At 70.2% G+C, this 14,779-nt stretch carries 15 protein-coding genes and 1 tRNA gene; 5 read left to right on the top strand and 11 right to left on the bottom strand.

The genetic code is table 11. The features are described 5' to 3' along the window. Positions 1-27: 27 nt before the first annotated feature. The 3 genes from Q0116_RS11920 to Q0116_RS11910 form a co-directional block, all read right to left on the bottom strand. On the bottom strand, positions 28-600 hold the full coding sequence (locus Q0116_RS11920) for a GNAT family N-acetyltransferase (RefSeq protein ID WP_297888546.1): 573 nt from the start codon (positions 598-600) through the stop codon (positions 28-30). Positions 601-676: 76 nt separating this feature from the next. Then, a complete protein-coding gene (locus tag Q0116_RS11915; RefSeq protein WP_297888542.1) occupies positions 677-1,354 on the bottom strand; it encodes an MBL fold metallo-hydrolase in 678 nt (225 codons plus the stop codon). Positions 1,355-1,408: 54 nt separating this feature from the next. Beyond that, positions 1,409-2,020 carry a peptide-methionine (S)-S-oxide reductase gene (locus Q0116_RS11910; protein ID WP_297888539.1) on the bottom strand — a complete coding sequence of 204 codons (612 nt, stop codon included), beginning with the start codon at positions 2,018-2,020 and terminating at the stop codon, positions 1,409-1,411. A gap of 172 nt (positions 2,021-2,192) precedes the next feature. Here Q0116_RS11910 and Q0116_RS11905 point away from each other — a divergent pair, with 172 nt between their 5' ends. After that, positions 2,193-3,197: a Gfo/Idh/MocA family protein gene (locus Q0116_RS11905; RefSeq protein ID WP_297888536.1), complete on the top strand. Its 1,005-nt coding sequence runs from the start codon at positions 2,193-2,195 to the stop codon at positions 3,195-3,197. 56 nt (positions 3,198-3,253) lie between these two features. Here the strand turns inward: Q0116_RS11905 and Q0116_RS11900 are convergent, their stop codons facing one another. The 4 genes from Q0116_RS11900 to Q0116_RS11885 form a co-directional block, all read right to left on the bottom strand. Further along, positions 3,254-4,072 (bottom strand): hypothetical protein, encoded by an 819-nt coding sequence (locus tag Q0116_RS11900; RefSeq protein ID WP_297888533.1) that lies wholly within the window; start codon positions 4,070-4,072, stop codon positions 3,254-3,256. Continuing rightward, the gene (locus tag Q0116_RS11895; RefSeq protein ID WP_297888530.1) at positions 4,065-5,411 is read right to left on the bottom strand and encodes a hypothetical protein; all 1,347 of its coding nucleotides are present in this window, start codon (positions 5,409-5,411) and stop codon (positions 4,065-4,067) included. Before Q0116_RS11895 ends, Q0116_RS11900 begins: the two co-directional genes overlap by 8 nt. A 620-nt stretch (positions 5,412-6,031) precedes the next feature. Next, positions 6,032-6,105 (bottom strand) — tRNA-Ile (locus Q0116_RS11890). A gap of 94 nt (positions 6,106-6,199) precedes the next feature. Next, positions 6,200-6,829, bottom strand: a complete 630-nt coding sequence (locus Q0116_RS11885; RefSeq protein WP_297888527.1) for an FxsA family protein — start codon at positions 6,827-6,829, stop codon at positions 6,200-6,202. Positions 6,830-6,941: 112 nt separating this feature from the next. On the opposite strand from Q0116_RS11885, the gene Q0116_RS11880 reads away from it, so the two are divergent. Both Q0116_RS11880 and Q0116_RS11875 read left to right on the top strand, forming a co-directional pair. Beyond that, on the top strand, positions 6,942-7,649 hold the full coding sequence (locus Q0116_RS11880; RefSeq protein WP_297888522.1) for a DUF1405 domain-containing protein: 708 nt from the start codon (positions 6,942-6,944) through the stop codon (positions 7,647-7,649). Positions 7,650-7,708: 59 nt separating this feature from the next. Next, the gene (locus Q0116_RS11875) at positions 7,709-8,755 is read left to right on the top strand and encodes a hypothetical protein (RefSeq protein ID WP_297888519.1); all 1,047 of its coding nucleotides are present in this window, start codon (positions 7,709-7,711) and stop codon (positions 8,753-8,755) included. Between the two features lie 294 nt (positions 8,756-9,049). Here the strand turns inward: Q0116_RS11875 and engB are convergent, their stop codons facing one another. Further along, the gene (engB, locus tag Q0116_RS11870) at positions 9,050-9,670 is read right to left on the bottom strand and encodes a GTP-binding protein EngB (protein WP_297888516.1); all 621 of its coding nucleotides are present in this window, start codon (positions 9,668-9,670) and stop codon (positions 9,050-9,052) included. Positions 9,671-9,749: 79 nt separating this feature from the next. Here engB and Q0116_RS11865 point away from each other — a divergent pair, with 79 nt between their 5' ends. Further along, complete coding sequence (locus Q0116_RS11865; protein ID WP_297888513.1) at positions 9,750-10,499, top strand: 5-formyltetrahydrofolate cyclo-ligase; 750 nt, start codon at positions 9,750-9,752, stop codon at positions 10,497-10,499. A 27-nt stretch (positions 10,500-10,526) separates the two neighbouring features. Here Q0116_RS11865 and Q0116_RS14335 read toward each other — a convergent pair whose 3' ends face one another. After that, positions 10,527-10,730, bottom strand: a complete 204-nt coding sequence (locus Q0116_RS14335) for a hypothetical protein (RefSeq protein ID WP_308214397.1) — start codon at positions 10,728-10,730, stop codon at positions 10,527-10,529. A gap of 264 nt (positions 10,731-10,994) precedes the next feature. Further along, a complete protein-coding gene (locus Q0116_RS11860; protein WP_297888512.1) occupies positions 10,995-12,089 on the bottom strand; it encodes an archaeosine biosynthesis radical SAM protein RaSEA in 1,095 nt (364 codons plus the stop codon). A 181-nt stretch (positions 12,090-12,270) separates the two neighbouring features. Between Q0116_RS11860 and Q0116_RS11855 the strand changes: the two genes are divergently transcribed. Next, positions 12,271-14,190, top strand: coding sequence for a bifunctional UDP-sugar hydrolase/5'-nucleotidase (locus tag Q0116_RS11855; protein WP_297888510.1), 1,920 nt, complete (start codon positions 12,271-12,273; stop codon positions 14,188-14,190). Positions 14,191-14,239: 49 nt separating this feature from the next. On the opposite strand, the gene Q0116_RS11850 is transcribed toward Q0116_RS11855, so the two are convergent. After that, positions 14,240-14,680, bottom strand: a complete 441-nt coding sequence (locus tag Q0116_RS11850; protein ID WP_297888507.1) for a hypothetical protein — start codon at positions 14,678-14,680, stop codon at positions 14,240-14,242. Between the last annotated feature and the right edge of the window lie 99 nt (positions 14,681-14,779).

Raw genomic sequence — 14,779 nt, 5'->3', positions numbered from 1 at the left:
CTCCGGGGACTCCCCCCGGAGTGGGCCTCAGAGTTCCTTCTCGAAGTGAACGAGTTCGTACGCGCCCGCGGCCGAGGTGGCCGCCCGCTCGTACCCCCGACTCGCGTAGAAGTCGAGCGCCGCGGACTGCCGGGTCGACGTCGTCGCGAGGAGCGTCTCGAACCCGTCGGCGGCGGCCCGCCGCTCCAGTTCGTCGAGCAGCGCGCGCCCGTAGCCGCGGCGCTGGGACGGCGGCGCGACGCGCATCCGGTGGAGCTCCGCGGCACCGGATCGGTCGCGCTCGTCGCCGTGCCCGGCCTCGTTCGGCACGTACCCGCCCATCGCGGCGAGCGTCCCGTCGTGCGTCGCCAGCTCGTCCACCTCGCGTGCCGACGTCGAGTCCCCCGGCAGTTCGCCCGACGACGGATCGGCGTCGACGACGCCGACGACGAACGCGCCCCCCGAATCGAGGTACGACGCCGTCACGGACCGCAGGTCGTCGGTCCCGGGGATGTCGGACGGGTCGACGCCTGTCTCCCGCATCGCCCATTCGTGAAGCGCCCACACGGCCGCGTCGTCGCGGGGGTCGTACGACCGGAGCGAGAGTTCGTTCGCGTCCACGACGAATTGTGACGGCCGGTCGGGCTTGAAGACACGGATCGCGCCGCACTCCGCTCGTCGGCTCGCGGCGCGACGGCTACCGCTCGGCCGCGATCTCCGCGATGCGCTCCGTCCCGGCCTCGACGTGCCCGCCGTGGAAGCAGAACGTCTCCGCCACGTCGCGGTCGGCGAGCGTCACGACGCTCTCGCGCGCCGTCTCGAGGTCCTGCGTCACCTCCGGGCGCGGCCCGACGAGATCGCCGTCGACCACGTTGAGCGCGTCTGCGCCGACGAGCAGTTCCGCGTCGGGGAAGTACGCCGACACGTGTCCCGGGCTGTGACCGGGGGTCGGGACCACTACCATCGGCCCGGCCGCCGTCGCGAACGTCTCCCCGCCCGTCAGTCGGACGTCGACGGTCGTCGGCTCGATCGCCATCGGTCGCTCCTCGCTGGACTTGACGAGCTCCTTCTCGCCCTCTAGGTACGGGGCCTCGACCTCGTGGGCGAACACGACGGCGTCGGTCCGGTCGGCGACGGTCGCCAGGCAGCCTGCGTGGTCGACGTCCTGATGCGTGACGAGGATCCCCCACGCGTCGTCGAGGGCCAGCCCCTCGTCCGCGAGCGCGGCTTCGAGAACGTCGACCTCGTCGGGCAAGCTGACGTCGATCAGGAGGAGCCCCCGCGGGGTCTCGACCGCGGTCGGATTGAACGTCGCCTCGCGGTCGTCCATCGATACGTGTAGCGGGAGCCCGTGTACGCCCGGCGCGAGTTCCATAGGAAAACGTGGTCGCGAATCGACTTCAAACGGACGGGCGGGCGCATTCCGAACTCACCCGGACGCGGGGAGCTCCTCGGCGACGTCGACCTCGTGTCCGGCGGCGTACCCGTTCAGCTTGGCGGCGAGCGGCGACTCGCGCAGGTCCTCGTCGTCGTATCCGGCCGCGTCGAACGCGTCCACCAGCGACGAGGCGGAGCGGAGCTTGTACTTCTGGTGGTAGTCCTCCGCGGGGTAGAACCGCGACAGCTGCTCGACGCGCGTGTCGATCCCCTCGGCGGTGAGGCCGCGCCCCGCGAGGAACTCGTCGATTTCCTCCCGCTGGGCCGCGCTCTCGGCCAGCACGACGTTCTGGTACTGCGCCTTCCGGGTCTGTCGCCGCGGGTCGTGCGACGCGAACACCCGTTCGAGGATCTCCCGGTACGTCGTCCGGTCGGGGTCGAACTCGACTTGGACGACCTCCGTGTGGTCGCCCAGCGAGTGGTACGTCGGGTCGCGCTTCGTACCTCCAGCGTACCCCGCGCGGGTTCGGACGACGCCCTCCATCGCGCCGAACTGCGCGTCCGGCCCCCAGAAGCAGCCGACGCCGAACGTCGCCGTCTCGGTCTCGCCGCCGTCGGGCGCGCGGCGGTCGTACTCGCGTACCTGCGTCTGTGTGATTTCCATGGGAGTCACCTGTCTGTAGAGTCGCCGGAGCGCCGTTCGCGGGTCGGACCGCATCTACCACGTATGGGGCTCGGAGAGGGATATATCTCGCGTCGACGCGGGCGCTCGCCGGCGAGCGAACACCGCGCCGGGGGACCCAAACCACTTGAGGTGGGACCGCGTCGCCGCGGACATGAGCGCTCACTCGTCCGACTCGGCCAGCCTCGAGTTCGGCGTCCTCGGCACCGCGGGGATCGCCGACACGGCCGTCGTTCCGGCCATCGCCGCCAGCGACCACGCGGTCGGCGCGGTCGCGTCCCGCGACGCCGATCGCGCGGCGGCGTTCGCCGCGCGCCACTCGATCCCCCGCAGTTACGACTCTTACGAGGCGCTGCTCGACGACGACGCCCTCGACGCCGTATACGTTCCTCTGCCAAACGGACTCCACGCCGAGTGGACGAAGCGCGCCGCTGACGCCGGGCTGGACGTCCTCTGCGAGAAGCCGCTGGCGGCCGACGCCGCCGAGACGCGAGACGTCGTCGACCACTGCGAGCGCCGCGGGGTCACCCTGATGGAGGCGTTCATGTACCGGTACCACCCCCGGACGGAACGCGCCGTGGAGCTCGCCGCGACGGCGCTCGACGACGTCCGCACGGTGACCGCGACGTTCCGGTTCCCGCTGTACGACCGCCCGAACGACGTCCGACTCGACCCCGAACTCGCCGGTGGCTCCCTGATGGACGTCGGGTGTTATCCGGTCTCGCTGGCCCGCGCCGTCCTCGGCGTCCCCGACCGGGCGTACGCCCACGCGGGCGACACCCGCGACGCCGGGGTCGACACCGAGCTCGCGGGCGTGCTGGCGTACGACGACGGCCGGTCGGCGCGGGTCGCGTCCGGGTTCGACACGCGACACGTCGAGCGGTACCGCGTGGACGCGACGAACGGCTGGGTCGAGGTCGAGAACGCGTTCGACGCCCCGGCTGACGAGCGGCTGGAACTGAGGTACGAGGTCGACGGCCGCAACGGGGTCGAGACGTTCCCGGCGGTCGACCAGTACCGACTCCAAGTGGAGCACTTCGCCGATCGCGTCGCCGCCGACGAGACGCCCCTGACCGACGGCGCGGCGGCCGTCGAGAACATGCGCGTCCTCGACGCGCTGGCCGAGAGCGCCGCGACCGACGCGCCGGTGGACCTCTGAAGCGGACCGCAGCGGCGCTCGTCCCCCGTTCGCGTCGCGGCGAACCGTCCGTCGAGCTACGGCGCACCGCCCGTCGCGTCCGCGCTCCGTTTCAGCCGGATTATCAGGCTGATCAGGAACGACCCGATCATCACTAAGAGGACGTTTATCGCACCGGCGACCGCCGGCTGCGGCACCGGCGCGACGACGGCGCCCTCCGTGACGCTGACCGCGCCGACGCAGAGCAGGACGGCGATGGCGTACGTCACGGTGGCGTCAAGCACCGTCCCCTGGGTCACCCGCCGGGCCCGGATCGCGTGGCCGAACGAGACGCCGTACACCGTGAACGCGGCGGCCGCGACCGCGAGGATCACCCGCGCGACCGCCGTCGGCCCCACCCAGACGACGATCGGGAACTGGACCAGCGCGAGCAGCATGAACGCGGTCTCCACCCGCCGCGCCGTCGACAGCGACAGCCGGTCGCCCTCGGTGGACGTCGTCGGCTGCGCGTAGTACAGCTCCCGCAGCGACAGCGCGAGGAAGACGGCGAAGAACAGCTGCGCGAGGAGCCTGAACGCCAGCACGGTCGTCCCGACGCCGGTCGAGACCGCCTCGACGACGGTCAGGGCGGCGAACGCGCCGCCGACGGCCGTCGACAGCGCGACGTACCGCCAGACGAGCGTGTCGTGGGGCTCCCGGCTCGCGTTTAACAGCGCGTACCGCGTCGTCCCGAGGCACGCGACGAGCACGAGCACCCCCGCCACGAACCGGGTGACTCCGCCGCCGACGGGGACGGTCGCGGCGCCGACGACGCTCGGGACGGCGTCGCCGACACCCGGAACGAGGCCGACGCTCGCGAGGCGACCGGCGAGGGCGTCCACTCCCGTCTCAGGCATCGTCACCCCCCGCCGCGAGCTCGCGCTTGAACGCGGCGGCCGACGCGTACCGCTCCATCTTCGCGGGCTTGAGACACTTGGCGAGGACCGTCGACAGCTCGGCGGGGAGCCCGGCGGCGACCCCCTCCGGAAGGCCGGCGGTCCGCTCCTCGCGAACGGGCGCACCGCCGGTCAGCAGCTCGCACCCGAGCGCGCCGAGCCCGTAGATGTCGGTCGCTGCGTCGACGCGGCCGAACCGGTCGGGGGCGACGTGCTCGGGCGCGGCGTACCGACGCGGGAGCTCGAAGCGCCCCTCGCTCGGGCCGAACGTCTCCCGTAGCCCCCAGTCGCCGACCCGCGGGTACGCCCACGCGTCGGGGTCCTCGACGGCGTTCACGAAGGCGACCGACGCGGGCTGGAGCCCGCCGTGAACCACGCCGGCGGCGTGCGCGTACTGGACCGCGTCCGCGATCTGCGCCAGGACCCAGCGGGCCTCCGACGGCGGAAACGGGGTGTGCCGCTCGGCGAGCGAGTCCGGACCGCCGCGCTCCGAGACGAGCCACGGCGTCGGTCGCGTGCCGCCGTCGACGACGCGCGCCACGGCGTCGTGGTCGTCGATCCGACGCCAGCGGTCGAGCGCGCTCCGGTACTCGTCCTCGTCGGCGGCGCCGACGCTCACCGAGCGCCAGTGCGTCCCGGTGAACTCCCTGCCGCCCTCGGTGAACCGGACCTGCTCGCCCGGCGATTCGCTCCGCCGCCCCCTCGCCGCGTCCGGCTCGTACTCGGTCAGCGACCGATCGAGCCGCGGCGGCTTGGTGGGCGGTTCGCTCGGCGGGTAGCCGGCCGTCTCCGCGTCATCCGCGTCGGCCGCGTCGTCGGCCGAGGACGCTTCGGAATCGTCCCGTTCCCCGACTGCGGCCGTCGAGGTCGGCGCGTCCGTCTCGTCTCCCTCGTCCGTGACCACCGAGCCGTCGGCCGTCGGATCGACGGGCCGATATCCCGCGACGACCCGCCGCGCGACGGCCCCGTCGATCGTCCGTTCCTCGACCGCTCCGTCGACGATGTCGGCGACCGCCTCCCGGTCGTGTTCGGCCGCGACCGCGAGCGTCCGGAGGGCGGCCGGCCGGGCGTCTGGGTCGCGGAGCGCGCGACGGAACCGCCCCGCGCAGTCGCCGACGAGCGACGGCGTCTCCGCGGCGACGAACCGGATCGCCCACGACGCGGCTCGTCGGACCTCGTCGTCGTCGTGCTCCAACGCCGCGACCAACCGAGCGGTCCGCGCGGCGTCGTACGACTCCGGATCCGTGAGCGCCGGTTCGAGCAGGTCGTCGGGATCCGGGCCCTCGTCGGTTCGGTCCATGATAACTCGGGCGGCGAAGCGCCCCTCTCGCGTCTGCGTCGTGGGACGGGAGCCCGATACATAAATCGCTCCGACTTCCGCCAACCGAGACTTCCCGTCACCGCGAGCTCTGAGTCTACATCTCGCGGCCGTGTGACTGCTGCTCCGAGCGTAGTCAGGAGCGTTGAGTAATTCGAGACGACTGGTCCGAAGGTCGCCGTATCACTGCCGAATTCGGTGTCTCGATTCCTCGACGGTCGTCTCTCCCAAGCGCGGAGTCGTGTCCGGGCAGTACTCGGCGCTCATCGGCGAGCGCGCGCGGCAACATTCCAGCAAATATTCTCGCATTTAACCCCTCCGACGAGTCGGTGTGTTCGGCACACCACGTCAGAGGCACACGACTGCGTGTTCCCACGTTCTCTCCCGCCGGAGCCGCTTTCGGTTCCTCGTTACTGTGAGTGACGTGACGACAGTGTGACATCGGCGTACGCAAATTAAGGGACGGTGGAAACTCCCGGCTTGGCTTTCGTCCGCTCTAGGCGCGCTAACGATGTCTCTAGCGGGTTGAAACGACGGAATTGGGTGGCTGGGGAGTCCCAGCCCACCAATCCCGCACGGCCAAAGACCGTGCGCGTTGTAGGTGGGCCAACACGGATTTGAACCGTGGACCTCCCGGTTATCAGCCGAGCGCTCAACCTGACTGAGCTATTGGCCCAGGTGAGCGCATTCAGTCGTTGCGCGGGTAGGATTTTAAGGGTTTCCTTTCGCGAGCCGCCCGCCGTGTGGCGGTTTCACGGGGGTCCGCGCAGTCAGTCGGTTCCCTTCCGCTCCTCCTCTTCGACGGTGAAGTCCACGTCGACGACGTCGTCGTCGGTCGTCGACCCGCCGCCGGCGTTCGCGTCTCCGCCGACGCCCCCGTCGGGGTCCGCACCGTCGCCGCCGGGGAATCCGTCCGGGCCGCCGTCGGCACCGCCGCCGGGGAAGCCGCCACCCATCGAGAATCCGCCTTCACCGTCGCCCGGGAAGCCGCCGACGTAGACGTTCCCCGAGAAGAAGCCGTCCGTCTCGCGTTCGAGGTACGGGACGACGACGTATTTCTTCAGGGCCATCCGAATCGGGACCCGCGAGAGCGGGAGCGCAAGCAGGAACCCGACCGCGTCGGTGACGAGCCCGGGCGTGAGCAGGAACGCGCCCGACGCGATGAGCAGCCCGCCGTCGAGCAGTTCGTCGGTCGGTGGCGACCCCCGCGCCAGCTTGCGCTGGATGCGCGCGAGGGTCGCGCGCCCCTCGGCGCGCAGGAGCAGCATGCCGAGGACGGCCGTCAACACGACGAGCGCGACCGTGACGGCCCACCCGAGCCGCGTCGCGACCACGATCAGGAACAGCGCGTCCACGAGGGGGACGACGAGCAGCAGCGCGAGCAGCGTTCGCGGGCGCATACCCTCGCCTTCCCGCCGGGCACGCATAGCCCTTTTCGTCGCGGTCGCCCGCATCGCCGGTCGCGTCCACCGCGACCGCCACCGCTTTGCCCGCCCGGTCCGAGCCCGCGGTATGGACATCGTCGGCGCGCTCGGACGCGACCCGCCGGACCGCGAGTCGTTGCCGCGGTGGGTCGCGCCGCTCCCGAAACGGCTGGAGGACGTCGCCTTCCGGTTCGCGTGGGTCATCGTCGTCATCAACCTCGTCGGCACCGCGTTCGGCTTCTGGTACTACCGGTTCCAGTTCCGCGCCCTCCCGACGGAGATGTGGCTTTTCATCCCCGACAGCCCCGGCGCGACGCTGCTCATCGCGCTCGCGCTCGGCGCGTGGGCGCTCGGGCGGTCGAGCGACACCCTCGCCGCGCTCGCCTTCTTCGGCAACGTCAAGCTCGGGCTGTGGACCCCGTACGTCCTCGTCGTCTTCTGGCCGGAGTTCCTCGCGGTCAACGGCCCCGCGCTGTACGCGTTCCTGCTCGTGAGCCACCTCGCGATGGTCGTCCAGGCGTTCGTCCTCCACCGCATCACCGACTTCCCGCTCCGCGCGGTGGCGATCGCGACCGCGTGGTACACCGTCGACCTGCTGATGGACTACTTTGTCCCCGTGATCGGCGACGTGACACACACCGCGCTGCCGTACGCCGACGGCGAGCCGTGGTTCACGACGACCGTGCTTCAGGTCGCGGCCGCCGGCGCGGTCGTACTTACCGTGATCCCGCTGTTCTGGACGCTCGGAACCCGGATCGCGACGCTCCGACGTCGCGGGGGCGACCTCGGGACGTAATCGGTCCGACGCCGTTTCCCGCTCACCTATTTAAGTGGTCGGCTCGCCTCGACTGTGCCATGAGCCACTACGAGCGGATCGCCGACATGTCGGTGACGATCGAGTCGGTCGCCCGCCGCCGGCAGGTCGCCGACACGACGAGCGGCTTCGAGCGGACGACGACGGAGTACCGGCTCTCGGGCGACGGCGTCGTGGGGCGCGGCGAGGACGTGACCTACGAGACGGCCGACCACGACGCGCTCGCCGGGACCGACCCGATCGACCTCGAGGGCGAGTGGACGATCGACGCGCTCTCCGACCGCCTCGACGAGGTCGACCTCTTCCACGGAAACCCGCCCGAGAACGAGACCGCGCGCAACTACCGGCGGTGGGCGGTCGAGAGCGCTGCGCTCGACCTGGCGCTCCGGCAGCGCGAGGAGACGCTGGGCGACCGGCTCGGCGTCGACCCCGACCCGGTCCGGTTCGTCGTCTCCACGCGCCTCGGCGACCCGCCGTCGACCGACCGCGTCGAAGGGCTGCTCGCGCGCAACGCCGACTTGGAGTTCAAGCTCGACCCGACGCCGGAGTGGCCGGAGTCGGCGTTCGAGGCGCTCCGGGAGACCGACGCCGTGCGCGTCCTCGACCTCAAGGGGTGGTACGAGGGGACCGAGGTCGACGTCGAGCCCGACCCGGAGCTGTACCGCGACGTGTTCGCGGCGTTCCCCGCGGCGGTCGTGGAGGATCCCGCGTTCACGCCCGCGACGAGCGCGCTCGTCGAGCCGCAGGCCGACCGCCTCTCGTTCGACTACCCGATCGACGGCGTCGAGAGCCTCGAATCGCTCCCCGTCGAACCGGGATGGTGTAACGTCAAGCCCTCGCGGTTCGGAACCCTCGAATCGCTGTTCGAGACGATCGCGTACTGCGAGCGAGAGGGGATCCGGATGTACGGCGGCGGCCAGTTCGAACTCGCCAGCGGCCGCACGGCGATCCAGACGCTCGCCGCGCTCTGTTACCCGGACGGGCCGAACGACGTCGCGCCGCGCGCGTTCAACGACCCCGACGCCGAGCCGCCGTACCCGAAGAGCCCGCTCCGACCGAGCGACGACGCGGTGGGCTTCGAGTTCTGAAACGGGCGATTCGAACCGGAGATTTGGTCACCGATTTATCAATACATCTGCGGTGGCGCGTGCCTGCGAGCGACCGCCCCCGGCGGCTGCGAAGCCAGCACGCGCGAGGGAGTCGGTCGCCGAGCGAAGCTCTCTCGTTATCACGAGACGCCTCCGGCGTCTCGAACGACAGCGAGCGCACCGACCCCCCGCGACTGGGGATTTGGAGGTGTTCACCGTCGATCAGCAGCTGATGACCTGAAAAAATACTCCCGAGTTCACGTAGCGATCGCCCCCGTGATCAGCCGTCACTACTTATGAGACGAACTTCAGCAGGTCGTCGCGGTTGTGGTCGTGGAAGCGCGTCCGGAGGCACTCCTCTAACGCCTCGACGTCGCCGCGCTTCGCACAGATCGGAGCCACCCGGTCGGACCACTGCTGCCACGGCGGGTACAGTCCGAGACGGTCACAGATCGCGTCCAGCCGTTCGTCGATGTCGTCGATCTTGTCGGTCTTGTTGACGGCAACGATGGGTTCGACGCCCACGTCCTCCAGGAAGCCGAACATCTCGACGTCGTGGGGGACGTTCCCGCGCTCAGCGTGGCGGTCGATGATGTCGACCGCGGCCTTCCCGTCCATCACGACGACCCCCGCGAGGATCGAGTCGGCGTTGTCCTCCAGGTAGCGGACGATGTCGGTCTTGATCTGCTCCCGGTGCTCCTCCTCGACGCCGGACATGAAGCCGAAGCCGGGCAGGTCGGTGAACATGAACCCCTCGCTGGCCCAGTCGAAGTGGTTCGGCTGGCGGGTGACGCCCGGTTTGCCGCCGGTCGAGAAGTCGTGGCCCGTCAGCTCGCGCATCAGCGTGGACTTGCCGACGTTCGAGCGCCCCACGAGGACGACCTCGGCGTCGCGGTCCGGCCGGTCTTCGAACATACCCGACCGTGCGCGCCTGAACGGGTTAAAAGGCGCGTCGCGGCGGCGGCTACTTACCGCCGGCCCCGCACCCTCCGACATGGACAAACAGGCCGTCCGCGAGGCGGTGTGGGACGCGTTCGACGAGGGCGACCAGGCGCGGTTCCCGTTCCCGCCGCACGACCGGATCCCCAACTTCGCCGGCGCGGACGCCGCGGCGGAGCGGCTCGCGGAGACCGAGGCGTGGGACGCGGCCGCGACGCTGAAGGCCAACCCCGACGCGCCGCAGCTGCCGGTGCGCCGGGCCGCGCTCCGCGCCGGGAAGACCGTCTACGTCGCGCAGCCGCGGCTCCGCGACCCGGACCCCTTCCTCCGGCTCGATCCGACCGAGATCCCGCCCGACGAGATCGACGACGCGACGACCGTCTCCGGCATTTCGGAGTACGGGACGCCGACCGCGCCCGAGGACGTCGCGCGCGTCGACCTGATCGTCGCCGGCTCCGTCGGCGTCACGACGGACGGCGCTCGGATCGGCAAGGGCGAGGGGTACAGCGATCTAGAGTGGGCGGTCCTCCGCGAACTCGACGCGGTCGACGACGGCACGACCGTCGCGACGACCGTCCACGAGCTCTCCGTCCTCGACGGGCCGGAGTCGGCGGTCGGGACCGACGTCGACCTGCCGACGCCCGACGCCCACGACGTGCCGCTCGACCTCGTGGTCACGCCGGAGCGGACGCTCGCGACGGAGGCGACGGACGCGCGACCGGACGGGGTCGACTGGGACGCGCTCGACGCGGAGAAGCTGTCCGAGATACCGGTCCTCGCGGAACGGGCGCCGGAGAGGGGGTAACGACAGTTGCGGGCCGCGTCGGGAGGATTAGTCTGCGTGTTGCGGCGTCGGTGCCGATCGCGCCGTCCGATGGTCGGCGACGTGGCCGCACTCCGGACAGACGATCGTTCGTTGGTCGCCGTCGCTGACGACGAGCCACCCGTCCGACAGGGGGCTTTCGAAGCGACACTCCGGACAGAAGAGGACCGACTTCCCGCGGGAGGGCGGGGAACCGCTGGCGTCTGCGTTCATGCTCTACCGTACGGGTCCGAAGTATAAGGGCCTTGTTCGACCTGATCGTTCAGTATGATCGACTTTACCACGCCGAATCGTGACTCTTAGTCGAGTATTCTGGGCCATTCGTTCACAGAACGAGAGAAATACTGATCGGCATCGTTCACAATCGTTCCGCGGAGACCGGCGCGGGATCGGCCGGCCGCGTCCGGGGGTTTGGCGGGGGCCGTGCTCGCGCGAGGGCGCTCCCCTGCCCGCTGTGGGTCGACGCGCCGACCGTGCTTACCGCGCCAGCGGCATGTTGTAGCTCGTCTCCTCGTCCATCACGTACTCCCAGGTGGCCTCGCACTCGCAGGAGACCTGCTCGAACACGCTCGGGTCCTGCCGTTTGTCGAAGTCCTTGATCGCGGTCTGGACGCGGTCGTCGCACTCGCCGCAGTTGTGCGCGCCGCGGTCGGAGCCGTGGCCGACGGGGTCGGAGACGACGATTGCGTCGACGTCGGCGGTCTCCTCCAGCACGTGCGCGACCGACCAGAGCCACGGCGGCCGGTAGCCCCCCTCGAAGAACAGCTCGTCGACCATCGTGTAGCGTTGGACGTTCGTCGGATTCATCGAGACGGTGTGGCAGCCGTCGACGGCGGCGCATCGCCGGATCGAGTCGACCATGTCGGCGGCGGCCTCGGGCTCCGCGAGGAAGGGCGGCTTCATCAGGAGGTACGCCTTGATCCCCACGTCGGCCGCGAACTCCCCGTCGGCCGCGTCGGCCTCCTCGCAGGCGGCCTCGAAGTCGGCGAAGTCGAAGTACTTGTTCACGCAGTCGTGGCGGACGCGGTCCGTCGCGGTCTCCAGCCCGACCGCCACGTCGGTCGCGATCCCGTGGTCCGCGAAGTCGGCGATCTTCTCGCGGTCGACGAAGTCCGGCAGCGACTCGACGACGATCCGGTCGCGGTCCGCGAACGTCTCGGCGATCGCTCGCCGCGTCTCCGCGGGGACCTCGCGCTCGTCGAGGAAGGAGCCGGAGGTGTAGATCTTGATCAGCTCTGCGGGTTCCTCCGCCTCCTCGGCCTCGTGGTCGAGGCACGCGTCGATCTGGGTCATCAGGTCCTCGTGGGCGACGCTGCCGCCCTCGACGGACTCGGCGACGTAGCCGCACATCGTACAGCCGCCGGCGCGCGCCCACCGGCAGCCGCCGGTGTTTAAGATGATCGTGAGGGAGTTCACGACGCCGTCCGGCGTGTTGTCCTCGTCGATCCAGACGCGGGTCGGCTCCGTGGGGTCGTACGTCTCCGAGCGCTCGGCGCGGATGTCGCGCATCACGTCGTTGTGCGCGTCCATCCCGCGCCCCTGCTCGTACGCCTCGGGGCTCGGCTGGCTCATTGTCGGACGGAGCGGCCGAGCGCGTAAAGCCGTGTCGTCATCGCCGACCGACCCGGGGTCCGCGTTCCTCAGTTGAGAGTCTTTGTCTCACCCGTTGTGAGAATCTCTCAAAAGAACTTATTGATAAATATATAGTCAATTATAGAAAGATTTTATAAATTTCTCTACTTGGAGCAATTCGATGTCACGGGACCGTGACTTCGGACGGCGCGAGGTACTGCGAGCGGGTGGAATCGTACTCGGCGGGTCGCTCCTGTCCGGTTCGGCGACGGCCGCAGAGGGCGACGGATCGACGACGCTCACAGTTCTGTCGTACAACGACATTCAGACGGCGGCGGCGGAGGACAAGAAGTTCCCGCGGCTGGTGACGCTCATCGAACAGCGCCGCGCGGCGGCCGACGGCCCGGTCGTCGTCGTCGGCGGCGGCGACGAGATCGGGCCGCACGCGCTCAGCCCGGTCTCGCAGTGGCGCGCGCCGGTGGACGTGCTCAACGAGGTCGGGCCGGACGCCGACGTGATCGGGAACCACGAGTTCGACTACGGGCTCGACCCGATCTCGGACGTGACGACCGACTCCGAGTTCCCGTGGCTGGCGACGAACCTCGTCGACAGCGAGGGCGAGGCGTTCGACGGTACGGAGTTGACGGAGATCGTCGAGCGCGGCGGCGTCAGCGTCGGTATCATCGGTCTCGCCGACCAGGGGGCGACGACCGGGAAGACGAACATCGACTTCGAGGGCGAGGGCATCACCATCGAGGATTACACCGAGAAAGGCCCGGCGACGGCGAAGCGGCTCAGGGATGAGGAGGACGTCGACGTCGTCGTCGCGCTCGCCCACACGGGAATTGACGACGCCGAGGACCTCGCGGAGGCCGACGCGGACGACGATATCGACCTCGTGGTCGTCGGCGACGACGAGCAGTTCTATCCGCCCGAGTCAGTCGACGGGTCGATCATCTCCGAGGCGCGGGCCCGCGCGGCGTACCTCAGCGAGATCGAACTGACGGTCGCCGACGGCGAGGTCACCTCGTTCGACGGACGGCTGATCGAGGTCACGGATGACATCCCGAAGGACCCCACCGCCTCCGAGATCATCAACGACTACCGCGCCGAGGTGGGGCTCGACTCGGTGATCGTGGAAACGGAGACGCCGCTCGACGCGAGGTTCGGCTCGAACTACCACCGCGAGACCGGGTACGGCAACCTCGTCACCGACGCGATGCGCGAGCGAGCCGACGCCGACGTGGCGATCACGAACGCCGGCGGCATCCGCTCTGACTCGGTGTACGGCCCCGGCGAGATCACCGGCGGCGACATCTTCAACACCCTCCCGTTCCCGAACACGCTCGTCACGCTGGAGCTGACGGGCGAGGAACTCGTCGACGCGCTGGAGAGCCAGGTCATCACCCTGGAGAGCGAAACCGGCCAGAGCTTCGGCGAGGAGATCTCCCAGCAGGTCAGCGGCGTGCGCTTCGAGTGGGTGCCCCACGAGGGCGTCGACGAGCAGATCCGCGACGTGCGCGTCGGCGACGAGCCGCTCGACCCCGACGAGACCTACGATGTGGCCGTCAACAGCTACATCGCCAACGGCGGGAGCGGCTACCCGCTCGAAGACAAGCCCGTGATCGAGGACACCGACGAGCTGCTCGTGACGCTGGTCGTGGACTACCTGCGAGAGCGGGACACCGTCGCCCCGGAGCCCGAAGGTCGCATGCAGCGCGTCGACCGCGACCTCCCCGACGCGTCGGTCACCGTCGACGGGAACGGCAAGGTCGTGACGCAGTTCGACGCGCCCGACGACGTCCGGTCGGTCGCCGACGACACGGTCGCGGTGTGGACTCCGGACGGCGAGCACCTCGACGCCGAACAGGTCGTCTTCGGCGAGGGCGACGAGACGCTTGTCGTCCGCGTCGACGACGGCGACCTCGCCGAGGCGGTCGACGACGCCGACGACGGCGACGAGATCGCGCTCGACTGCTACGCGGAGTACGAGTCGAGCGAGTTCGAGCAGATATACTTCGAGCGCTCGCGGCTGAACGCCGACGTCGCGGCGACGGTGCGGCGTCGGGGTCGCGGTCGCGCCGGTCCGCCCGGCCGCTGACGACCGCGCCGTTAGTTCCGGTTCGGCTCGATCTCTCCCGGTTCCCGGTTCAGCGGACCGTTCGCCACGCTAAGAAGGCCCCCGCTCCGACCGTCGCGCCGACCGCGTTGACCGCGGCGTCGCTCCACGCGAACGACCGCCACGGGATCGGGGCTTGAACGAGTTCCACGCCGAACCCGAACGCGGTCGCGGCCGCGACGCCGACGGCGGCGGCCCTCGCCGTCGTCCCGCCCCGTCCTACGAGCACTCGGACCGTGAGGGCGGCGAGCGCGGCGTACCCGATCAGGTGAAAGGGCGTGGTGAGCCCGATCCACTCCGGGAGGAGTGGGAGCGTCTCCCCGCCGGTGCCTCGTCCGGCCGGCACCGGGATGACCGACGCCGTGAGAACGAGCCCCGCGACCCCGGCGGGGGTACGCCGATCCTCGCCGCCGGCCGATCGCTCGCGCGGGTCTTGACCGCGTCCGTCGGCCTCCTCGTCGCGGCTGTTCACGCTCTCTCCTCGGTCCCGATTCGGGTTAATTCTCCGTTTCGACGGCCCGTCGCCTCTCCCGGCGAAGCCGGCGCACCGAACGCCGCACCCGCCGCGAGG

The organism is uncultured Halorubrum sp., assembly GCF_937146585.1.
GTDB lineage: Archaea > Halobacteriota > Halobacteria > Halobacteriales > Haloferacaceae > Halorubrum > Halorubrum miltondacostae.
This window is presented reverse-complemented; position numbering and strand designations above follow the sequence as displayed.

Coding starts and splice junctions, on each gene's coding strand:
- Q0116_RS11915 (WP_297888542.1), bottom strand. CDS start 1,354: ATGGAACTCGCGCCGGGCGTACACGGGCTCCCGCTACACGTATCGATG.
- Q0116_RS11910 (WP_297888539.1), bottom strand. CDS start 2,020: ATGGAAATCACACAGACGCAGGTACGCGAGTACGACCGCCGCGCGCCC.
- Q0116_RS11905 (WP_297888536.1), top strand. CDS start 2,193: ATGAGCGCTCACTCGTCCGACTCGGCCAGCCTCGAGTTCGGCGTCCTC.
- Q0116_RS11900 (WP_297888533.1), bottom strand. CDS start 4,072: ATGCCTGAGACGGGAGTGGACGCCCTCGCCGGTCGCCTCGCGAGCGTC.
- Q0116_RS11895 (WP_297888530.1), bottom strand. CDS start 5,411: ATGGACCGAACCGACGAGGGCCCGGATCCCGACGACCTGCTCGAACCG.
- Q0116_RS11885 (WP_297888527.1), bottom strand. CDS start 6,829: ATGCGCCCGCGAACGCTGCTCGCGCTGCTGCTCGTCGTCCCCCTCGTG.
- Q0116_RS11880 (WP_297888522.1), top strand. CDS start 6,942: ATGGACATCGTCGGCGCGCTCGGACGCGACCCGCCGGACCGCGAGTCG.
- Q0116_RS11875 (WP_297888519.1), top strand. CDS start 7,709: ATGAGCCACTACGAGCGGATCGCCGACATGTCGGTGACGATCGAGTCG.
- engB (WP_297888516.1), bottom strand. CDS start 9,670: ATGTTCGAAGACCGGCCGGACCGCGACGCCGAGGTCGTCCTCGTGGGG.
- Q0116_RS11865 (WP_297888513.1), top strand. CDS start 9,750: ATGGACAAACAGGCCGTCCGCGAGGCGGTGTGGGACGCGTTCGACGAG.
- Q0116_RS14335 (WP_308214397.1), bottom strand. CDS start 10,730: ATGAACGCAGACGCCAGCGGTTCCCCGCCCTCCCGCGGGAAGTCGGTC.
- Q0116_RS11860 (WP_297888512.1), bottom strand. CDS start 12,089: ATGAGCCAGCCGAGCCCCGAGGCGTACGAGCAGGGGCGCGGGATGGAC.
- Q0116_RS11855 (WP_297888510.1), top strand. CDS start 12,271: ATGTCACGGGACCGTGACTTCGGACGGCGCGAGGTACTGCGAGCGGGT.